We start from the raw sequence: 21093 nt of genomic DNA on the forward strand, positions 1-21093 counted from the left end.
GCATGTCTGCACCCCTCCGCATCGCCAGTGTCAACGTCAACGGAGTCCGCGCGGCCTTCCGCAAGGGGATGGGCGACTGGCTCGAAGACCGCGGGGTCGACATCCTCGCCCTGCAGGAGGTCCGCGCCGCGACGAGCGACCTCGAGACGCTCTTCGGACCGGAGTGGAACATCCTGCACGATGCCGCGACCGCCAAGGGGCGTGCCGGCGTCGCGATCGTCAGCCGTCGCTCGGCGGGCATCCACCGGGTCGCCCTCGGAGCCGACGACTTCGACAGTGCGGGTCGGTGGATCGAGGCCGACTTCGACGTCGACGGCACCCTCGTCACGGTCGTGAGCACCTACGTGCACTCCGGCGAGGTCGACACCCCCAAGCAGGTCGAGAAGTTCCGTTTCCTCGAGGCGATGCTCGAGCGGCTGCCGGCACTGCGCGAGCACAACCCGCTGTCCCTCGTCGTCGGCGACCTCAACGTCGGCCACACCGAGCTCGACATCAAGAACTGGAAGGGCAACGTCAAGCGTGCCGGCTTCCTGCCCGCGGAGCGGTCCTACTTCGACCGCTACCTCGGCCCGGCTGGTGAGACGGTGACGGGCGTCGACGGCGTGACCGGCACCGGCCTCGGCTGGGTCGACATCGGGCGCCAGTCCGCCGGCCAGGTCCCCGGTCCCTACACCTGGTGGTCGCAGCGCGGCCAGGCCTTCGACACCGACACCGGCTGGCGCATCGACTACCAGCTCGCCACCCCCGAGCTCGCGGCCCTCGCGTCCGGCTACACGATCGACCGCGCAGCGGCGTACGACCAGCGATGGTCCGATCACGCCCCCGTCGTCGTCGACTACGCCGTCTGACCCTTCGGCATCACGCCACCCCACCACTCCGTGCCCCGGCTCCGGCCGCTCATCCCTCTGCGAGAACCCACATGACCAAGCCACGCCTGTACTCCGGCATGCAGCCCTCCGCCGACTCGCTCCACCTCGGCAACTACATCGGTGCCCTCCTGCAGTGGAAGCAGATGCAGCAGGAGCACGACGCCTTCTTCAGCATCGTCGACCTGCACGCGATCACGGTGCCGCAGGACCCCGCCGAGCTCCGCGAGAAGACCCGTCGCACGGCCGCCCAGTACATCGCCGCAGGCATCGACCCCTCGGCGTCGACCCTGTACGTCCAGTCGCACGTCCCGGCGCACGCACAGCTCGCCTGGGTGCTCAACACGATCACCGGCATGGGCGAGGCCGCGCGCATGACGCAGTTCAAGGACAAGTCGGCCAAGCACGGGCGCGACGCCTCGTCGGTCGGGCTCTTCGCCTACCCGATCCTCATGGCGGCGGACATCCTGCTCTACCAGACCGACATCGTGCCGGTCGGCGACGACCAGCGGCAGCACATCGAGCTCACGCGCGACCTCGCCGAGCGGTTCAACGCCCGCTTCGGCGACACCTTCGTCGTCCCGAAGGCGCAGATCCAGAAGGACTCCGCGCGCATCTACGACCTCCAGAACCCGACGTCGAAGATGTCGAAGTCCGCCGAGACCCCGGCGGGGATCATCTGGTTGCTCGACGAGCCGAAGGTCACGCAGAAGAAGATCATGCGTGCCGTCACCGACAACGACGGCGTCATCGCCTTCGACGCACAGGAGAAGCCCGGTGTCTCGAACCTGTTGAGCATCTACTCCGCGATCACCGGCTCCCCCATCGAGGCCGTCGTCGGCGAGTTCGAGGGTCGTGGCTACGGCGACCTCAAGAAGGGTCTCGCCGAGGTCGTCGTGGGCGAACTCGAGCCGGTCCGTGCGCGCGCGCTCGAGCTCCTCGACGACCCCGCCGAGCTCGACCGCCTGCTCGCGGTCAACGCCGCGCGCGCGACCGAGGTCGCCGAGCAGACCCTCGCCGAGGTCTACGACCGCGTCGGACTCCTCCGCCCCGCCTGATCCCGCGGTCCGTTCGCAACTCCTGCTCGTCACTGTCCGCAAGCCCGCACACACCGCACTCACCGCGCGGCCCGTGGAGTACCCACGCGGTGAGCAGGAGTTGTGCGTACGTCCCCGATCAGACCGGTGATCGCTGCCGCGACGAGCCCGGGCTCATGCACCACGTGCTGGTAGAGCGGTCGCAACGTCATCAGCCCGCGCGAGGCGGCTCTGAGGTCGCGGGTGCGGTCGGAGACGGCGTGCGACCACCCCTCATGATGGGCTCGACTGTCGACCTCGATCAACAATGACTCAGCCACCAGGAGATCACCGCGTCCACCCTCCGCCAGACGGGGCTGCACTTCGTACGACAGACCGAGGCTGCGGACGATCAAGCGCAGGAGTGTCTCCGGACCTGACTCGGCGCGTCCATCGATCAACGCCATGAGCGCACGAAAGCGTTCGGGCACCAGGGCGAAGACTCGTCGGAGGTCGGGCTCATCCACCAACCCGAGATGGACCGCGCTGTCGAGCGTCGCGAGTGCCATCCGCGGCGACTGGCACCGGATGGACTGGGCCAGTGCGTCGATGATCGACACGTCGCAGTCGAACGTGCCGCACGGCTGATCAAGCGGTCGCCAGTGGAGAGTGAACTCCCGTCGATCGCTGGTAGCCAGCCGCCGGTCCTCCGCCCGCGGTCCGCGAAGTCGTGAGGCGCTGCGGTCTACATGCACATGGACCCGGGTGGCGCCGAACACGAACACACCACGGGCGGCCAGGGTGGACAGGCACGCTCGCCTCCCCCCGATGCGCACTGCGGCACGGATGTCATCGTGTACTCCGGGGAGCGCGTATCGATCGCGCCGCACGCGAACGATCGTTCCGTCACGCACCGCCTGGGTGATCTCACGCGGTCGCATACCTTCCTCGAGAAGCGTCGAGCGGGTGAGGATCGTGTGACCAGAAGCTGCACTGTCCATCCATCGAGGTTCGGGGCACCGATCGAGCGGTCGGTCCGACGCGGCTGCTTCGTCGTCGGTCGAGGACTACGGGAGCGCTGTGGAGGAGGGTCACGGTCAGGGCGTCACCGTCGCACGCGGTTCACAACTCCTGCTGGCCACTGGCCAACGCTCAGGATCGACCCCAGGGAGGCGCCGCAGCAGCGAGGAGCAGGAGTTATGCGCATGTGGGACACCCATCTCGACGAGATGGGGTCGGAGCGAGTCTCGCGGGAGGCAGCGAGTTCGCGCAGAACTCCTGCGCCTGACCGGCCCGGTCGGCGCGGGCAGGCGGAATGGCGCGGTTGCTCCCGAGTCGGTCCTCAAGCTGCAGGAGTTTTGCGCAGGTGCACCCTGCGGGAAGCGGCACGAGGACGGACGACAGAACGGCCCGCCCTCCGCGAGGAGGACGGGCCGTTCCGGTCGGTCGGGACTACTGCACGTCGTCGTCGACCCAGTCGAAGGTCTTCGTGACGGCCTTCTTCCAGTTGCGGTAGAGGCGGTCGCGCTCCGCGGAGTCCATGTTGGGCTCCCAGCGCTTGTCCTCCTGCCAGTTCTTCGCGAGGTCGTCGAGGTCGGACCAGAAGCCGACGGCGAGACCGGCCGCGTAGGCAGCGCCGAGCGCCGTGGTCTCGGCGACGACCGGTCGGATGACCGGCACACCGAGGATGTCGGCCTGGAACTGCATGAGCGTGTCGTTGGCGGTCATGCCGCCGTCGACCTTGAGCTCCGTCAGCGGGACACCCGAGTCGGCGTTGACGGCGTCGATGACCTCGGCCGTCTGGAACGCGGTCGACTCGAGGGCGGCCCGGGCGATGTGGCCCTTGTTGACGTACCGGGTGAGCCCGACGAGCGCACCGCGGGCGTCCGGACGCCAGTACGGCGCGAACAGCCCGGAGAACGCCGGCACGAAGTACGCGCCACCGTTGTCCTCGACGGTCTTGGCGAGCGCCTCGACCTCGGGAGCGGAGGAGAACATGCCGAGGTTGTCGCGCAGCCACTGGACGAGCGAACCGGTCACGGCGATCGAACCCTCGAGCGCGTAGTGCGGCTTCGCGTCGCCGAGCTTGTAGCCGAGCGTCGTCAGCAGACCGTTCTCGGAGTGGACGATCTCCTCACCGGTGTTGAAGATGATGAAGTTACCGGTGCCGTAGGTGTTCTTGGCCTCGCCCTGCTGGAACGCCGCCTGCCCGAAGGTCGCCGCCTGCTGGTCGCCGAGGATGCCGGCGATCGGCGTCTCGCGGAGGAGGCTGTCGTCGGACGCGTGGCCGTAGATCTCGGAGGAGCTCTTGATCTCCGGGAGCATCGACTTCGGGACGCCGAACGCCTTGAGGATCTCGTCGTCCCACTGCAGGGTCTCGAGGTCCATGAAGAGCGTGCGCGAGGCGTTGGTGACGTCGGTGACGTGCACGCCGCCGTTGACACCACCGGTGAGGTTCCAGATGACCCAGCTGTCGGTCGTACCGAAGAGGAGGTCGCCCGCCTCGGCCTTCTCGCGAGCACCCTCGACGTTCTCGAGGATCCAGACGATCTTCGTGCCGGAGAAGTAGGTCGCCAGCGGCAGGCCGACGGTCTTCTTGAAGCGCTCGACGCCGCCGTCCGCAGCGAGGCGGTTCACGATGTCCTGGGTGCGCGTGTCCTGCCAGACGATCGCGTTGTAGACGGGCTGACCGGTGGTCTTGTCCCAGACGACGGCGGTCTCGCGCTGGTTCGTGATGCCGATGGCCGCGATGGCGTGCCGGGTGATGTTGGCCTTGCTGAGCGCCTGGCCGATGACCTCGCGGGTGTTGTTCCAGATCTGGTTCGGGTTGTGCTCGACCCAGCCGGCCTTCGGGAAGATCTGCTCGTGCTCGAGCTGGCCCGTCGAGACGATCGATCCGCTCTTGTCGAAGACGATGGCCCGGGAACTCGTCGTCCCCTGGTCGATTGCGATGACGTAGTCCGCCATTGGATACTCCTTCGTTGCGTGCGTTGCGAGGTGAGGCACCGGAACCGGTACCCCGGGGTGCCGCGGCGGTGATCGTGTCCGGTCACCGCCGCAGCGTCAGGTCAGACGGCCGGGAGCAGCACCATCGAGGCGAGGGCCGCGAGGACACCGCCGAGCAGGGGGCCGACGACCGGCACCCAGGCGTAGGACCAGTCGCTCTTGCCCTTGCCCTTGATGGGGAGGAGGGCGTGGGCGATACGCGGACCGAGGTCACGTGCCGGGTTGATCGCGTAGCCGGTCGGGCCACCGAGGGAGGCACCGATTCCGACGACGAGCAGGGCGACGGGAAGGGCGCCCAGGGCTGCGAGTCCCCCGGGGACGCCCTCGATGACCACCGCGTCGGGGCCGGTCTTGCCGAAGGACATCACGACGAAGACGAGGACGAAGGTCGCGATGACCTCGGTCACGAGGTTCCAGCCGTAGCTGCGGATCTCCGGACCGGTCGAGAAGACACCGAGCTTCTTGCCCGGGTCCTCCTCCTGGTCGAAGTGCTGCTTGAAGGCGAAGTACGTCAGCACGGCACCGATGAAGGCACCGACCATCTGCGCCGCCCAGTAGACGAGCGCCGTACCGAAGTCGATCGATCCCGTGGTGAGGAAGCCGATCGTGACGGCGGGGTTCAGGTGTCCGCCGGAGGCGTAGGACACCGTGACACCGGCGAAGACCGCGAGGCCCCAACCGAAGTTGATGAGCAGCCAGCCGCCACCGAGGCCCTTGGATTTCGTGAGGATCGCCGTGGCGACCACACCGGTACCGAGGAGGACGAGCATCGCCGTCCCCACGGTCTCGGAGAGGAAGATGGTTCCGAGGTTCATGTCTTCATTGACCTTTCATAGGTGTGGCCGTGTGGGGGCCGACGCCGAGGCGCGAGCCCCCGCTGGGCGAGGTTGCACTGACCAGTTGCTTGTAAGGTAGCCAGCTCCTGTTGCACAGGACAAGGGCCTTGCCTGCACATTCGTGCATTATGAGAACGCCGGGGCCTCCTTGGCGGCGTCGACCCGGAGGTCGACCTGGTGGGCGTCGCGCAGGCGGTCGAGCGCTGCGGTGATCTGCGCCGTCCGCTCGGCGTCGTCCCACCCGAGGACACCGCCGACGACGCGGGCGATCTCGTCGACGAGGCCGGCGGTCAGCGATCCGGTGAAGGCGAGGCTCGTACGACGGTGCAGCACGTCGGAGAGGTGCACGACCTGCTCCTGCTCGACGAGGAACTCCAGCTCCTGCACGCTGTAGTCGGCAGCGCCCTGCAAGCGGTCGTCGCCGTGCTCGGACAGGTGCTCGAGGAGTGCGGCGGCCTTCGTGCCGTACCGGCCCAGCAGCTGCTCGGCACGCTTGGCACCGATGCCGTCCTCGTGCGCGGCGACCCAGGTGCGCGTCGCCGAGTCGGTGCGCGGGAAGCCGGCGCCGCCGCCGATCGCGAGGCCGAGGGTCTCCACGGGGCGCGGGGCCCCGATGGTGTTGAGCACGTCCGTGCTGAGGTGCTCGGCGAGGGCCCGGAAGGTGGTCCACTTGCCGCCGACGAGGCTGAACACGGTGGTGGACGGACGTGCAGCGGCGGCCCGACGCTCGATCCGGTAGTCGCGCGACACGAAGCCGGGGGCCTCGTCGTCGTGCTTCGGCAGCGGGCGGATGCCGGAGAACCGGTAGACGATCTGTTCGCGCGAGGTCGCGATGGTCGGGAAGACGTGCTTCACGAGGTCGAAGAAGTAGTCGACCTCCTCCTCGGTGCAGACGCTCGGCGTACTCGGGTCGGCGTCGATGTCGGTCGTGCCGACCATGACCTTGCCCTTGAGCGGGTAGATGAGGACGATGCGGCCGTCCTCGTGCTCGAAGAAGATCTCGCGCCCCTTGGTGGCCGCGTAGAGCTCCGGATTGTCGAGGACGATGTGCGAGCCCTTCGTGCCGCCCATGTAAGTCGTCGGCTCGCCGAGGCCGGCGTTCGTGAGGTCGGTCCAGGGGCCGGAGGTGTTGACCACGACGTCGCTCGTCACGGTGAAGGTCTGGCCGGTGACGGTGTCGCGGAGCTCGACGCCGTCGGCTCCCATGCCGACCGCCTCGACGTAGTTGACGGCGCGGGCGTGCGGGCCGGCGGCGAGGCCGTCCATGAGGACGTCGAGTGCGAGACGCTCCGGGTCGTGCATGGAGGCGTCGTAGTAGGTCGCCGTGTACTTGAGGCCCGGGTTCATCTTCGGCAGGTCGGCGAGGGACTTCTTCCGGCCGTGGAAGCGGTGACGCGGCACGCTGCCACCGTCGCGGGAGAAGGAGTCGTACGCGGTGAGGCCGACCTTGATGAGCAGCGCACCACGCTCCTGCGGCTTGCCCTGCTTGTGGGTGAGGAAGCGCAGCGGTGCGGAGAGGATGCCGGAGAAGGTCGAGAAGATCGGGACCGTGGTCTCGAGCGGCTTCACGTAGTGCGGGGCGATCTTGATGAGCCCGTTGCGCTCCTGCACCGACTCCTGGACGAGGCGGAACTCGCCGTTCTCGAGGTACCGGATGCCGCCGTGGATCATGTGGCTCGACGCGGCAGAGGCGCCGGAGGCCCAGTCGTTGCGTTCCACGAGCGTGACGTCGACGCCCTGGAGCGCGAGGTCGCGGAAGGTCGCGATGCCGTTGATGCCGCCGCCGATGATGAGCACCGACGCCTGCGGGCGGTCGATGACGGACTGGACGGTGGAACGGGGAGCTGACGACTTGAGGGACATGAGATGCCTCGCTTCTTCGCGGTTGGTACGCGACGCTGCCGGGATTGCGCGCCGCTGAATGATGTGACTGAATACATCGTGACACCCGCTGCAACTCTGAACAGCCCTAGTGAACAAACGTGCAAGGAGACCCGATGTCGCTCGCAGACGCGCTCAGCCAGCCGGACCGGACGGCCGAGGCGCTCCGCGCCGCACAGCTGTATTACGTGCAGGACCTCACCATGGAGGCCATCGCCCAGGAGCTCCACACCTCCCGGTCGTCGGTCTCCCGCCTGCTCGGATATGCGCGGGAGAGCGGGCTCGTCGACATCCAGGTGCGCTCCCCGCACGACATGCCGTCGCGGCTCGAGGCGGAGTTCCGCGACCGGTTCGGCGTGACCGCCCACATCGTCCCGGTCCCCGACCACACGAGCGACATCGACCGCCTGGAGCGGGTCGCCCTCTCGGCTGCACGTTTTCTCGGCTCGGTGTTCGACTCGAACATGACGCTCGGCCTGGCATGGGGCTCGACCGTGAGTGCGGTGGCGAGGCACCTCACCCCCAAGCGGACCCACAACTCGCAGATCGTCCAGCTGAACGGTGCGGCCAACACGCGCACCTCGGGCATCCTCTACGCGAGTGAGATCCTGCATCGGTACGCGGACGCCTACGGGGCCTACGCGCAGCAGTTCGCGGTGCCCGCCTTCTTCGACGACCCGTCGACCAAGCTGGCCCTCTGGCGGGAACGCAGCATCCGACGCGTGCTCGAGATCCAACGCCGCATGGACGTCGCGCTGTTCGGTCTCGGTTCGCAGCTCTCGGGGGTGCCCAGCCACGTCTACGTCGGCGGCTACCTCGACGACAGCGACTTCGAGGCGCTCGCGAGCGCCGGGGCGGTCGGGGACGTCGCGACCGTGTTCTTCCGCGCCGACGGTTCCTGGCGCGACATCCCCTTCAACAACCGTGCGTCCGGGCCCGATCTCGACGTGCTGCGCGGCGTCTCCCGTCGGATCTGCGTGGTCGCGGGAGCCGCCAAGGTGCCCCCGCTCCTCGGGGCGTTGGCGGGCGGGCTCATCTCCGACCTCGTGGTCGACGAGGGGACCGCCCGCGCGGCGATCGACCAGCACGACGCCCAGCGCTGACCCCGGCCGCATCAGGCGCTGCAACCGGGCGTCATCCGAACCGGGAATAGGGCACCCACTCAGCCCGTTGACCTAGAATCGACAACACGTAACGTGCTCCGGGGTCGGTGAGAGTCCGAACCGGCGGTGATAGTCCGCGACCCGTGTCTCGCGCAAGCGAGGCCCGGTTGACCTGGTGGAACTCCAGGACCGACGGTTATGAACGCGTCTGCTCGCAGGCAGCGTTCGAGTCCGGATGGAAGGAAGCACGGGCGTCGGCCGATGGTCGACGCCGGCGAGCACCTGCCCGCGACCCCGGAACTCGTGTCAGTACCGACCGAGATGACGGACAGATGAGCGCAGGAACCGAGGCACCGCAGGCGAGTGTCCGCGAGGAGCAGGCCATGCTGCGCGCGCTCGAACTCGCCGCCAACGGCCCGACCCGCGGCGTCAACCCCCGCGTCGGCTGCGTCGTCCTCGACGCTGACGGCACCGTGCTCGCCGAGGGCTGGCACCGTGGAGCCGGCACCCCGCATGCGGAGGTCGACGCCCTGTCCCACCTCGCTCCCGGAGCGGCCCGCGGCGCGACGGCTGTCGTCACCCTGGAACCCTGCAACCACACGGGCCGGACCGGACCGTGTGCCGTCGCCCTCCTCGAGGCCGGTGTCGAGCGCGTCGTGTTCGCCGTGGACGACCCCGGCCACCACTCCGGAGGTGGAGCGGAACGCCTCCGCGACGGCGGCGTCACCGTCGTCGGCGGCGTACTCGCCGGACCGGCGGAGGACCTCCTCGGTGACTGGCTCACCACCGCCCGCCTCGGTCGTCCGCTCGTCACGGTGAAGTGGGCCTCGAGTCTCGACGGGCGGATCGCCGCGAGCGACGGCACGAGCCGCTGGATCACCGGCGACGCCGCGCGCGACGACGTCCACCGTCGACGGGCCGCCCACGATGCGATCCTCGTCGGCACGGGGACGGTCCTCGCCGACGATCCGAGCCTCACCGCTCGCGACGACCGCGGCGACCTCCTGCCCGAGCAGCCATTGCCCGTCGTCATGGGCGATCGCCCGATCCCCCTGGACGCCGCCGTCCACCGCCACCCCCGGCCGGTCGTCGTCCACCACGGGCATGATCCGGCTGCGCTGTTAGCCGAGCTCCGCGCCGTGGGCGTCCGGAGCGTCTTCATCGAGGGCGGCCCGACCATCGCCACGGCGTTCCTCCGCGCAGGACTCGCCGACACGGTCCTCACCTACCTCGCCCCGGTGCTCCTCGGCGGCCCTCGCCTCGCGATCGGCGACCTCGGTGTCGACACCATCGGCGAAGCGATCCGCCTCACCACCGTCGGCGTCGAACCACTCGGCGACGACCTCCTCGTCATCACGACACCCGACCGCAGCGCCTCCGCCTCGGCCGCCCGCCACCTCACCGCCTGACCCCCAGAGAACGGACCACCCATGTTCACGGGCATCATCGAAGAACTCGGCACGATCGTCGCCATCGACCACGGCGAGGACTCGGCACGGTTCACCGTCCGCGGCCCGCTCGCCCTCGAGGGCACCAGGCACGGGGACTCCATCGCCGTGAGCGGTGTCTGCCTCACCGTCGTCGAGCAGACCGGCGAGACGTTCACGGCCGACGTCATGGCTCAGACCCTCGCGATGAGCTCGCTCGACGGCGTCACGGTCGGATCTCCGGTCAACCTCGAACGTGCGGCCCGCGTCGGCGACCGCCTCGGCGGCCACATCGTCCAAGGCCACGTCGACGGCACCGGCACCGTCCTGGCAACGGTGCCCGGCGAGGCCTGGCGCGTCGTGCGCGTCTCGCTCCCCGCGGCACTCGCGCCGCTCGTCGTCGACAAGGGATCGATCACCGTCGACGGCGTCTCGCTCACCGTCAGCGCCATCAGCGCTCCGGACGCACCGGAAGCCTGGTTCGAGGTGTCCCTCATCCCCGAGACGCTGGCCGCGACGACGCTCGGTGAGCGGGTCCCCGGCGATCGTGTGAACCTCGAGACCGACATCCTCGCCCGGCACGTCGAGCGCATGCTCGCGTTCAGCCGTCTCGAGTCGGCACTCCCCAGCAGCATCGGCCAGGATCCGCAGTCCGCGGACCCGGTCGGCACCACCGCCACCGGAAGGGGCAACGCATGAGCATCGCCAGCATCCCGGAGGCCCTCGCGGCACTCCGCCAGGGCCGACCGGTCATCGTGGCCGACGACGAAGGGCGAGAGAACGAGGGCGACGTGATCCTCGCCGCGGAGTCCGCCACCCAGGAGTGGATCGCGTGGACGGTCCGACACTCCTCCGGATTCATCTGCGCACCGATGACGAACGAGATCGCCGACCGGCTGGCCCTCCCGCCGATGGTCGCGCTCAACGAGGACCCCAGAGGCACCGCGTACACCGTCACGGTCGACGCGGCCGACCGGCTCAGCACCGGCATCAGCGCCGCCGACCGCGCCCACACCTTGCGCGTGCTCGCCGACCCGGCGTCCGTGCCCGCCAGTCTCTCGCGCCCCGGACACATCGTCCCGTTGCGCGCCGTCGACGGCGGGGTGCGTGAGCGCGACGGCCACACGGAGGCGGCCGTCGACCTCATGAAGCTCGCGGGGCTGGTCCCCGTCGGGGCGATCTCCGAGATCGTCGCCGACGACGGCGAGATGATGCGCCTGCCCGGCCTCATCGCGCTCGGGGAGCGGGAGGGCGTGCTCGTCACGACGATCGCCGCACTCATCGCCTTCCTCGAGGAGAACCCCGATGCGGCTGCGGTCTGCGCCGAGGAACGCGCCGCCCAGGCGGCCATCCCCGAATCGTCGAACGTGTCGTTCGAGGTGGAGACGACCGTCCCGACGACGCACGGCTCGTTCCGGTTGCGCGCCTACCGCGACCGCAGGACCGGTGCCGACCACGTCGCCATCATCGCCGGCGACCCGCAGGCCATCGGTGCGCTCGTGCGCGTCCACTCCGAGTGCCTGACCGGCGAGGCGTTCGGCTCGCTCAAGTGCGAGTGCGGTCCGCAGCTCGACAGTGCTCTGGACACCATCCAGCGCCACGGCGGAGTCGTCGTCTACCTGCGCGGGCACGAAGGGCGCGGCATCGGCCTCGTCAACAAGCTGCGCGCCTACCGGTTGCAGGAGGACGGTCTCGACACCCTCGACGCCAACCTCGCGCTCGGGTTGCCGGCCGACGCCCGCGACTACACGGCGGCGAGCGCGATCCTGACGGACCTCGGCATCACCTCCGTGCGCCTGCTCTCGAACAACCCGGAGAAGGAGCGACAGCTCACGAACCACGGCATCGCCGTGAGCGAGCGCGTCCCGCTGGTGGTCGGCGTCGGCCTGTTCAACGAGAGCTACCTCGAGACGAAGCGCGACCGCATGGGCCACAGCATCGGGTTCGAGCTCGCACCCGAACCGCACCCCCACCAGTAGTCCACCGCCGCCCTCGATTCCTTCGAGGAGCGCGAACACCACCAACCCCTCGACGCGCTCGAGGGAAGAAGACAGGAGACCGCATGAGCGGCGAAGGATCCCCCACCATCAGCGTCGACGGCACCGGCCTCGACATCGTCGTCATCGCCGGCACCTGGCACGAGACCATCACCGACGGTCTCATCGCCGGAGCCGTCAAGGCCCTCGATGCGAGCGGCGCCAACCACCGCCTCGTGCGGGTCCCCGGGAGCTTCGAACTCCCGGTCGTCGCCAAGGCCGCCCTCGAGGCCGGGGCCGACGCGGTCGTCGCACTCGGGGTCATCATCCGTGGCGGCACGCCGCACTTCGAGTACGTCTCCGACGCCGCGACGAGTGGCCTCACGCAGGTGAGCATCCAGACGGGCAAGCCCGTCGGCTTCGGCGTCCTCACCCTCGACGACGAGAAGCAGGGGCTCGACCGCGCAGGGCTGCCCGGGTCGAAGGAGGACAAGGGGGCGGAGGCCGCTGATGCCGCCGTCGCGACCGCGGTCGTCCTCCGCGAGCTGCGCGGCTGACCCGAGCAGAGGCGCATCACGCGGCATTCCGGTATCGGTATACGCCCGTCCGGGCAACCGAATACCGGAATGCCGTACTTCGGCGTACAGTGTCATGGTCCTGCCACAAGCGGGCGAACCTCTGATCCTGCCGTCGTCGGCGGGCGTGCGCGACCGGTGCTGATGCTTCGACGGCGTCCATTCCCGAACCGAAACGCGCACGCATGTCTCTCGAAGCAACCCCAGTCACCAAGGCCCCGGTCAATCCGCGCTCCCGAGTCGTCCTCGCCAGCCTCATCGGCACGACGATCGAGTTCTACGACTTCTACGTCTACGCGACGGCCGCCGTCCTCGTCTTCCCGCACCTCTTCTTCCCGAGTGAGGACCCGACCGCGGGTCTCCTCGCCTCCTTCGCCGTGTTCGGCGCCGCGATGGTGGCCCGCCCCGTCGGTGCCGTCATCTTCGGGCACCTCGGCGACAAACGCGGTCGGAAGGCGACCCTCGTCGGCGCCCTCCTCACCATGGGGATCGCGACCTTCCTCATCGGCCTGCTGCCGACCTACCAGCTCGTCGGCTGGGTCGCCCCGCTGCTCCTCGTGATCCTCCGCATCGGTCAGGGCTTCGCGCTCGGCGGCGAATGGTCGGGCGCCGCCCTCGTCGCGACGGAGAACGCGCCGACCGGCAAGCGTGCCCTGTTCGGCACGTTCCCGCAGCTCGGTGCGCCGATCGGCTTCATCATCGCCAACGGACTGTTCCTGATCATCGCGGCGATCCTGCCGAGCGACGACCCGTCAATGCCGTCCGAGGCGTTCCTCGAGTGGGGCTGGCGCATCCCGTTCCTCTTCTCCGTCGTCATGGTCATCGTCGGCCTCTGGGTCCGTCTCCGTCTCGTCGAGAGCAACGCGTTCACGAACGCGAAGGAGCAGGGCAAGGTGCAGCGGTCGCCGCTCGCGAGCGTCGTCAAGCTGCACTGGCGCAAGCTGCTCCTCGGCACCTTCTTCATGCTCGCCACCTACGTGCTCTTCTACCTGATGACGACGTTCTCCCTGAGCTACGGCCGTGCGCCACTCGACGCCCCGGTCGCCGGGCTCGGCTACAGCTACACGACCTTCGTGCTCATGCTCATCGCCGGCGTGGTCTTCTTCGGGATCTTCACGCTCGTGTCCGGTCCCTTCGCCGACAAGTACGGACGCCGCAAGACGCTCATCGTCGTGACGAGCGCGATCCTCGTGTTCGGTCTCGTCTGGGTCCCGCTGCTCGGCGCCGGGTTCACCGGGGTCATGATCTGGCTCATCATCGGATTCAGCCTCATGGGGTTCACCTTCGGACCGATGGGCGCCCTGCTGCCCGAGCTGTTCCCGACGAACGTGCGGTACACCGGGTCCGGGATCTCCTACAACGTGTCGTCGATCCTCGGTGCCGCGGTCGCACCGTTCATCGCCGTGGCGCTGTGGAGCGCCGGCGGCGGCAGCCCGTTCTGGGTCGGCGTCTACCTCTCGGCGATGGCCCTGATCACGCTCGTCGCCCTCATCGTCTCCAAGGAGACCAAGGACGTCGACATCGACGCCTGATCGAGGCGACCACCGAGGGCCGGTGCGTGGAGGACGTCTCCGCGCACCGGCCCTCGGCGCGTCCGCGCTCGGTGCGTCGGCTTCGGGCTCGGCGCGTGCGACCGTCGCCTAGAGTTGAACCACGGTGCGCCGTCGCCATGGACGTCTCGGAGCCGCGCACCGCACCTCGGAGGAAGAGCACCATGAGCACCCCAGCGCGCCCGGCACGCAGCCGCAACCCGTTCAGCCGACCGAAGGACGACGGTCCCCGCGCGAGCCTCAAGCAGCTCATGCCGTACATCTTCGAGCACCGTTCGATCCTCATCGTCGTCATCATCCTGAGCGTCATCGGAGCGGCCGCGTCACTCGCCCAGCCGCTCATCGTCAGCCAGGTGATCGGGGTCGTCGAGGCGGGCCGGTCGCTCGGCAACCTGGCGTGGCTCCTCGTCGGGCTCGTCGTGGTCTCCGGCGTCATCAGCGGGTACCAGCACTACCTCCTGCAGCGCGCCGGCACCGGGGTCGTCTACTCCTCCCGGCGCCAGCTGATCGCGCGCATCTTCCGGCTGCCGATCAGCCAGTTCGACACGCGCCGGACGGGCGACCTCGTCTCGCGGGTCGGCAGCGACACGACCATGCTCTACGCCGTCCTGACGCAGGGCTTCGTGGACGCCGTCGGCGGTGCCATCACCTTCCTCGGCGCGCTCATCGCCATGGCGATCATCGACCCCGTCTTGCTGGGTCTCACCCTCCTCGTCGTCATCGTCTCGGTCGTCGTGGTCGTCGCCCTGAGCGGACGCATCCGCGTCGCCAGCCGCGAGCAGCAGACCAAGGTGGGTGAGCTCGCCGCCGCGGTCGAGCGCGCCATCAGCTCCATCCGCACCATCCGGGCGTCCAACGCGACCGACCGCGAGATCGACGCGGTGGACGGCGTGGCCAAGGAGGTCTACGGCGTGGGCGTGCGGATCGCGAAGATCTCCTCGCTGGTCGTCCCGGTCGCCGGCATCGCCATGCAGACCTCGTTCCTGGTCGTCCTGGGCGTCGGTGGGTTCCGGGTCGCGTCCGGGGCCATCACCATCGCGAGTCTCGTCGCGTTCATCCTCTTCCTGTTCATGATGATCATGCCGCTCGGCCAGGCCTTCGGCGCGATCACGAGCGTCAACCAGGCGCTCGGAGCGCTCGGCCGGATCCAGGAGATCCTCGACCTGCCCGACGAGGGCGACGACGACGCGGCCATCGCCGCGCGGGTCGGACGTCCCGGGACCGCCTCAGCGTCCGCTCCGGCGATCGAGTTCGACGGGGTCGAGTTCGCCTACCCGGACGCGGCGGTCATCGAGCGCGAACGGGCCGCAGCGGAGGCGCTTGCCACCGAGGCGTTGAGCGAGGGCACCAGCGCGCCGGAGGTCGTCGCCGCCGATGCCGCCCGACTGACCGAGGCGCAGTCCGCGCTCGGTCGTCAGGTGCTCCGTGGGGTGTCCTTCGCCGCGATGCAGGGCAGACGCACGGCGCTCGTCGGACCGTCCGGCGCCGGCAAGAGCACCATCCTCGGGCTCATCGAACGGTTCTACGACCCGACGGCCGGAGCCATCCGCCTGGGCGGCGTGGACATCCGCACGATCCCCCGCGCCGACCTCCGGGACCAGATCGGATACGTGGAGCAGGACGCCCCGGTCCTCGCCGGCACGCTGCGCGACAACCTGCTGCTGTCGTCACCTGATGCGAGCGACGCCGATTGCGAGCGCGTGCTGCACGCGGTCAACCTCGGCGGGGTCCTCGACCGCAACCCGCTCGGTCTCGCCGCTCCGGTCGGCGAGGACGGCATCATGTTGTCGGGTGGCGAGCGGCAACGCCTCGCGATCGCGCGCGCCATCCTCGCGGCTCCCCCGATCCTGTTGCTGGACGAGTCGACCTCGAGCCTCGACGGCGTCAACGAGCAGATGATGCGCGAAGCCATCGACGCGGTCGCGACGGGACGCACGCTCATCGTCATCGCGCACCGGCTCTCGACCGTCGTCGACAGCGATCAGATCGTCGTCCTCGAGGAGGGTCGGGTGGTCGGCGTCGGCACCCACAGCGACCTCGTGACCGAGGTCCCGCTCTACCGCGAACTCGCGAAGCACCAGCTCCTCGTGTGACGCTCCGCTCGCCCGACCGTGGTCGGGCGAGCGAGCGGACGCATCAGGACCGGAGGCGGTAGCGCAGGGCGGCGAGTTCCGCACGGAGGGCGGCCGGGACCCGGTTGCCGAAGGTGTCGAAGAAGGACTCGGTGAGGTCGCACTCGACGAGCCAGGACTCGCGATCGACGGCGAACAGGGCGTCGAGGTCGGCGTCCGGCACGTCGATGCCGTCGAGGTTCAGCTCGTCGAGGACGGGCAGCCGGCCGATCGCCGACTCCCGTGCATCGACCTCGTGCTCGAGCCGCCGCACGATCCACTCGACGACCCGCGAGTTCTCGCCGAAGCCAGGCCACAGGAAGGAGCCGTCGGCATCCTTCCGGAACCAGTTGACCTGGAAGATCCGCGGCGCCTTGCCGTGCTCGAGTGCACCGCCGACCCGCAACCAGTGACTCCAGTAGTCCGCCATGTTGTAGCCGCAGAACGGGAGCATCGCGAAGGGGTCGCGACGGAGCTCCCCGACCGTGCCCTCGGCGGCGGCGGTCTGCTCGGAGGAGATCGTCGCCCCCATGAACACGCCGTGCTCCCAGCTGCTGGCCTCGACCACGAGCGGGACGTTCGTGGCACGACGCCCGCCGAAGAGGATCGCGTCGAGCGGGACGCCGTCGGCCGCGTCCCAGTCGTCGGCGATCGACGGGCACTGCGCCGCCGCGACGGTGAACCGCGAGTTCGGGTGGGCCGCCGGGCGCCCCGACTCGGGCGTCCAGTCCTGCCCCTGCCAGTCGACGAGGTGGGCGGGCGGCTCGGGGGTCAGTCCCTCCCACCAGACGTCTCCGTCGTCGCGGAGCGCGACGTTGGTGAAGATCGTGTTGCCCCACAGGGTGTCGACGGCTGTCGCATTCGTGGCGGCGCCCGTGCCGGGTGCGACCCCGAAGAAGCCTGCCTCCGGGTTGATGGCGTACAGACGGCCGTCGTCGCCGGGCCGGATCCACGCGATGTCGTCGCCGAGGGTCTCGACCGTCCACCCGGGGATCGTCGGCCGCAGCATCGCGAGGTTGGTCTTGCCACAGGCCGAGGGGAACGCGGCGGCGATGTGGAACGCCCGGCCCTCTGGCGAGACGACCCGGACCAGCAGCATGTGCTCGGCCAGCCAGCCCTCGTCGCGTCCGATGACCGAGGCTATCCGCAGCGCGAAGCACTTCTTCGCGAGGAGTGCGTTACCGCCGTAGCCGGAACCGAACGACCACACTTCGCGCGTCTCCGGGAACTGGACGATGTACTTGGTGTCGTTGCATGGCCAGACCACGTCGGCCTGCCCTGCTTCGAGCGGAGCGCCGACCGAGTGGACGGTCCGGACCCACGGCTGTCCGTCGGCGATGAGCTCGAGGACGCGGTCGCCCATCCGCGTCATGATGCCCATGCTGAGGACCGCGTACGCCGAGTCGGTGATCTGGACGCCGAGCTGCGAGAGCGGCCCGCCGACCGCGCCCATCGAGAACGGTACGACGTACATCGTGCGACCGCGCATGCTGCCGGCGAAGACCCCGTGCAGTTCGTCACGCATCACCGCGGGATCCCGCCAGTTGTTCGTCGGGCCGGCGTCCTCCTCCTGCTCGGAGCAGATGAAGGTGCGGTCCTCGACGCGCGCGACGTCGCGCGGATCGCTGCGGGCGAGGAAGCTGTTCGGCCGCCACTCCGGGTTGAGCTTGATCAGCTTCCCCTCCTCGACGAGCTGGTGGGTGAGCCGGTGCGACTCGCTCGCGGAGCCGTCGACCCAGTGGATCGCGGACGGCTCCAGGAGGGCGGCCAGTTCGTCGACCCAGGCGTGCAGCTCGGCAAGGCCCGTCCGCTTCGGGCGCGGCACCGCTCGGAGCCCCGCGCGGGCGGCGGGAGCGGGTGCGGTGTCGGGAATGAGTGCTGCGATGGACATGCGTTCCTCCGGCGTTGGTGGGACGGTCAAGAAGTGGTCGTAGAGCCACCATGCGCCTGAATTCGCCGATCTTCACAAACTTTCTCTCTTCAAGAATCGCGGTTCTTTCGATATGGTGAAGGAATGACGCCGACTCCCGCATCGAACGCCGCCGCCGAGCTCCTCACGCTCGGCCATCGGATCCGGCACTTCCGGACCCGGCGAGGCCTCACCCTCGACGACCTCGGCGAACGGGTCGGGCTGGCGGCGAGCCAGCTCTCCCTCATCGAGAACGGGAAGCGCGAGCCGAAGCTGTCGGTGCTGCAGGAGCTGACGACCGCGCTCGGGGTCGACCTGACCGACCTCCTGTCGAAGGAGGCACCGAACCCCCGCGCGGCGCTGGAGATCGAGCTGGACCGCCTCCAGCGCAGTGCCCTCTACGGCGAGTTGACCCTGCCGATCGTCAAACCGTCGAAGGGTATCCCCGACGAGGCCCTCCGCGCACTCGTGGGCCTGCACCGCGAACTGCAGCGGCACGCGAGCGAGGCGATCGCGACGCCGGAGGAGGCGCGGCGTGCCAACACCGAGTTGCGGGAGTGGATGCGGGAGCGCGACAACCACCTGCCCGAGATCGAGGAACTCGCGGAGTCGCGCGTGCTGCGTGCCGGACACAGCACCGGCGCACTCACCCACCGCACGGTGAGCATCATGGCGGAACAGCTCGGCTTCGACCTCATCTACGTCAACGACCTGCCGCACTCCGCGCGCAGCGTCACCGATCTCGAGAACGGGCGCATCTACCTGCCACCGGCGTCGATCCCCGGCGGGCACGGCCTGCGGTCCATGGCCCTGCAGGCGATGGCGCACCGCCTGCTCGGGCATCAGCGTCCGACGAGCTACGCCGAGTTCCTCCGGCAACGGCTCGAGATCAACTACTTCGCTGCGGCGGCGCTCATGCCGCAGACGGCCGCGGTGTCGTTCCTGCAGCAGGCCAAGCGCGATCGCAACCTGGCCGTCGAGGACTTCCGCGACGCCTTCGGGGTCACCCATGAGGCCGCGGCGCTGCGCCTGACCAACCTGGCGACCGCCCGGCTCGACATGCGCCTGCACTTCCTGCGGGTCTCCGAGGACGGGGCGATCTCGAAGGCCTATGAGAACGATGCGCTGCCGCTGCCCGTCGACGTGACGGGCGCGGTGGAGGGCCAGATCGTGTGCCGGAAGTGGAGCGCGCGGAACGCCTTCGCGCGGACGAACCGCACCACGGAGCTCTACCAGTACACCGACACCCCGGCCGGTACCTTCTGGTGCGCGACGCAGACCGGCACGACCGAGGCCGGGGAGTTCTCGATCTCGGTCGGCGTGCCCTGGGGCGAGGCGAAGTGGTTCCGTGGACGGGAGACCACGACGCGTGCGGTCTCCACCTGCCCGGACCCGACCTGCTGCCGTCGACCACCGTCGGACCTCGCGGACAAGTGGCGCGAGCAGGCCTGGCCGAGCGCCCGGTTGCACACCCACATCCTCTCCCCGCTGCCGAGCGGCACCTTCCCCGGCGTCGACGACTCCGAGGTCTACGACTTCCTCGAGCGTCACGCGGCGGGCTGATCGCTGGGGGCGGCGAGGCCGTCGTGTGTTCCCGGGGTGCTGCAGAACGCCCAGGCCGGGAGGTGCCCCTGGCGGATCAGCGAACCGACGGTCGCCGCCATCGGGTGGTCCAGCTCCTCGTCGACCAGCTCGGCGAGGAAGGCGGCCGCGCGCGTGCTCTGACCGAGCGCCCACGACAGCCAGGCGAGCATGGCGAGCGGCGCGACGCGTGCCGACTCCGACGCTCGCGCCGCGACACCGAGGAGCAGGCTGCTCGCCGCCCGGATGCGCTGGACGTCGGGATGCGGTCCGTCGCCGACCAGCAGGTGGGCGACCCGGTGGAACACCTCCGGGTCGTCCGTCCCGACCGGCAGATGCCCGTACGCGCGTTCTGCGTCGTCGAGTTCCTCACCCAGCTCGCGCCCGAACGCCCACTGCATGAGTGCGAGATCGCTCGCCCACGGGCGTGACAGGCTCAGCAACAGGAAGGCCACTTCCCGGGCGGTCATCGCATCGACGCCGCGGGCGAGCGCGTCCTCGAAGACCGCAGGAAGGCCGTCGAGTCGTTCCACGGCGTCTCCGACGTCGATCCGCCAGGTCGTGCGCGCGTGATCGGCGGCCGCGTCGAGCATGGAGGCCAGTCGAGCGCAGAGCACCCGGTACTCGAGGTCGACGGCTGCGAACGTCGCCACGTCCACCCGCGGGACCTCGGTCGTGACGAGCTCCCACGGGAGCGGTGGGACCGGCGGGACCGCCGCCGAGGCCACGATCCCCGGCGAGCGCCCTCCGGCGGGGAGTCCAGGGTCGAGGTAGGAGCCCCAGCCGTCAGCGGCCGAGCAGAGCGCGTCTTTGACCGTGAACCCCTGTGCGCTCGCCAGCTCGAGGACCGCGTCGGCGATGGTCCTGCCCGGCGGCTCCGCCCCTGCTCCGAACGCGTCGTCCGTGTAGACCACGGGCACGATGGCGTCGACACCCGGGGCCCGGCAGGCGAATCCGAGGGCGCGCTCCGCGGCGGCGTCCGCCACCTGCCGGTCGACGTCCGTTCCGGCCGGCAGGTGCACCTGGAGTGCGCCGCGGCTGTGACGGCCCGCGAACAGGACGACGACGAGACTCGATCTCGGAGTGCTTCCGACGAGTCCGGGGATGAGGGCGAGGAGGTCTTCGGCCGCATTGGCCTGCACGATGTGGGTCATGGAGCAAGCCTCGATCGAACCCGGGTCCGACTGCCCGGCAGGCGTCACGCATGTGGAGCGGATGCTGTCGCGGCCGCACTGTGCAGCGCGGTCACCGCGGAG

Annotated in this window: 16 protein-coding genes; 10 read left to right on the forward strand and 6 right to left on the reverse strand. The window is 69.5% G+C overall.

Going from position 1 to position 21093, the window contains the following annotated elements; all coding sequences use genetic code 11:
* Window positions 1-2 precede the first annotated feature (2 nt).
* Together ACLIME_RS08595 and trpS are read left to right on the forward strand one after the other, a co-directional pair.
* Window positions 3-848 carry an exodeoxyribonuclease III gene (locus tag ACLIME_RS08595; RefSeq protein ID WP_124769718.1) on the forward strand — a complete coding sequence of 282 codons (846 nt, stop codon included), beginning with the start codon at window positions 3-5 and terminating at the stop codon, window positions 846-848.
* A 71-nt stretch (window positions 849-919) separates the two neighbouring features.
* Window positions 920-1924, forward strand: coding sequence for a tryptophan--tRNA ligase (trpS, locus tag ACLIME_RS08600; RefSeq protein WP_079002883.1), 1005 nt, complete (start codon window positions 920-922; stop codon window positions 1922-1924).
* A 59-nt stretch (window positions 1925-1983) separates the two neighbouring features.
* Here the strand turns inward: trpS and ACLIME_RS08605 are convergent, their stop codons facing one another.
* The 4 genes from ACLIME_RS08605 to ACLIME_RS08620 all read right to left on the reverse strand — a co-directional run bounded on the left by ACLIME_RS08605 (window position 1984) and on the right by ACLIME_RS08620 (window position 7587).
* The gene (locus ACLIME_RS08605) at window positions 1984-2883 is read right to left on the reverse strand and encodes a hypothetical protein (RefSeq protein WP_411558650.1); all 900 of its coding nucleotides are present in this window, start codon (window positions 2881-2883) and stop codon (window positions 1984-1986) included.
* 451 nt (window positions 2884-3334) lie between these two features.
* Window positions 3335-4849, reverse strand: a complete 1515-nt coding sequence (gene glpK / locus ACLIME_RS08610; protein ID WP_079707342.1) for a glycerol kinase GlpK — start codon at window positions 4847-4849, stop codon at window positions 3335-3337.
* 101 nt (window positions 4850-4950) lie between these two features.
* Window positions 4951-5703 (reverse strand): MIP/aquaporin family protein, encoded by a 753-nt coding sequence (locus ACLIME_RS08615; RefSeq protein ID WP_079002885.1) that lies wholly within the window; start codon window positions 5701-5703, stop codon window positions 4951-4953.
* Between the two features lie 147 nt (window positions 5704-5850).
* Complete coding sequence (locus tag ACLIME_RS08620) at window positions 5851-7587, reverse strand: glycerol-3-phosphate dehydrogenase/oxidase (RefSeq protein ID WP_411558651.1); 1737 nt, start codon at window positions 7585-7587, stop codon at window positions 5851-5853.
* Between the two features lie 134 nt (window positions 7588-7721).
* Here ACLIME_RS08620 and ACLIME_RS08625 point away from each other — a divergent pair, with 134 nt between their 5' ends.
* The 7 genes from ACLIME_RS08625 to ACLIME_RS08655 all read left to right on the forward strand — a co-directional run bounded on the left by ACLIME_RS08625 (window position 7722) and on the right by ACLIME_RS08655 (window position 16329).
* Window positions 7722-8708 (forward strand): sugar-binding transcriptional regulator, encoded by a 987-nt coding sequence (locus tag ACLIME_RS08625; protein ID WP_064294816.1) that lies wholly within the window; start codon window positions 7722-7724, stop codon window positions 8706-8708.
* 332 nt (window positions 8709-9040) lie between these two features.
* Window positions 9041-10117 (forward strand): bifunctional diaminohydroxyphosphoribosylaminopyrimidine deaminase/5-amino-6-(5-phosphoribosylamino)uracil reductase RibD, encoded by a 1077-nt coding sequence (ribD, locus tag ACLIME_RS08630; protein WP_411558652.1) that lies wholly within the window; start codon window positions 9041-9043, stop codon window positions 10115-10117.
* Between the two features lie 21 nt (window positions 10118-10138).
* Window positions 10139-10834, forward strand: coding sequence for a riboflavin synthase (locus ACLIME_RS08635; RefSeq protein WP_079707344.1), 696 nt, complete (start codon window positions 10139-10141; stop codon window positions 10832-10834).
* Window positions 10831-12114 carry a GTP cyclohydrolase II gene (gene ribA, locus ACLIME_RS08640; RefSeq protein WP_411558653.1) on the forward strand — a complete coding sequence of 428 codons (1284 nt, stop codon included), beginning with the start codon at window positions 10831-10833 and terminating at the stop codon, window positions 12112-12114. Before ACLIME_RS08635 ends, ribA begins: the two co-directional genes overlap by 4 nt.
* Window positions 12115-12197: 83 nt before the next feature.
* Complete coding sequence (ribH, locus tag ACLIME_RS08645) at window positions 12198-12668, forward strand: 6,7-dimethyl-8-ribityllumazine synthase (RefSeq protein WP_064294813.1); 471 nt, start codon at window positions 12198-12200, stop codon at window positions 12666-12668.
* Window positions 12669-12871: 203 nt separating this feature from the next.
* Window positions 12872-14218, forward strand: a complete 1347-nt coding sequence (locus ACLIME_RS08650; protein WP_079707347.1) for an MFS transporter — start codon at window positions 12872-12874, stop codon at window positions 14216-14218.
* Window positions 14219-14400: 182 nt separating this feature from the next.
* The gene (locus ACLIME_RS08655) at window positions 14401-16329 is read left to right on the forward strand and encodes an ABC transporter ATP-binding protein (RefSeq protein WP_194605281.1); all 1929 of its coding nucleotides are present in this window, start codon (window positions 14401-14403) and stop codon (window positions 16327-16329) included.
* Between the two features lie 43 nt (window positions 16330-16372).
* Here ACLIME_RS08655 and ACLIME_RS08660 read toward each other — a convergent pair whose 3' ends face one another.
* On the reverse strand, window positions 16373-18238 hold the full coding sequence (locus tag ACLIME_RS08660) for a phosphoenolpyruvate carboxykinase (GTP) (RefSeq protein WP_411558654.1): 1866 nt from the start codon (window positions 18236-18238) through the stop codon (window positions 16373-16375).
* A gap of 123 nt (window positions 18239-18361) precedes the next feature.
* Here ACLIME_RS08660 and ACLIME_RS08665 point away from each other — a divergent pair, with 123 nt between their 5' ends.
* On the forward strand, window positions 18362-19819 hold the full coding sequence (locus ACLIME_RS08665) for a helix-turn-helix transcriptional regulator (RefSeq protein WP_124769726.1): 1458 nt from the start codon (window positions 18362-18364) through the stop codon (window positions 19817-19819).
* Here the strand turns inward: ACLIME_RS08665 and ACLIME_RS08670 are convergent.
* Window positions 19804-20991, reverse strand: a complete 1188-nt coding sequence (locus ACLIME_RS08670; protein WP_411558655.1) for a DUF4192 family protein — start codon at window positions 20989-20991, stop codon at window positions 19804-19806. The genes ACLIME_RS08665 and ACLIME_RS08670 overlap by 16 nt on opposite strands.
* Window positions 20992-21093: the final 102 nt, after the last annotated feature.

The sequence above is a fragment of the Plantibacter sp. MPB07 genome (genome assembly GCF_046619465.1).
Taxonomy (GTDB): Bacteria; Actinomycetota; Actinomycetes; order Actinomycetales; family Microbacteriaceae; genus Plantibacter; species Plantibacter auratus.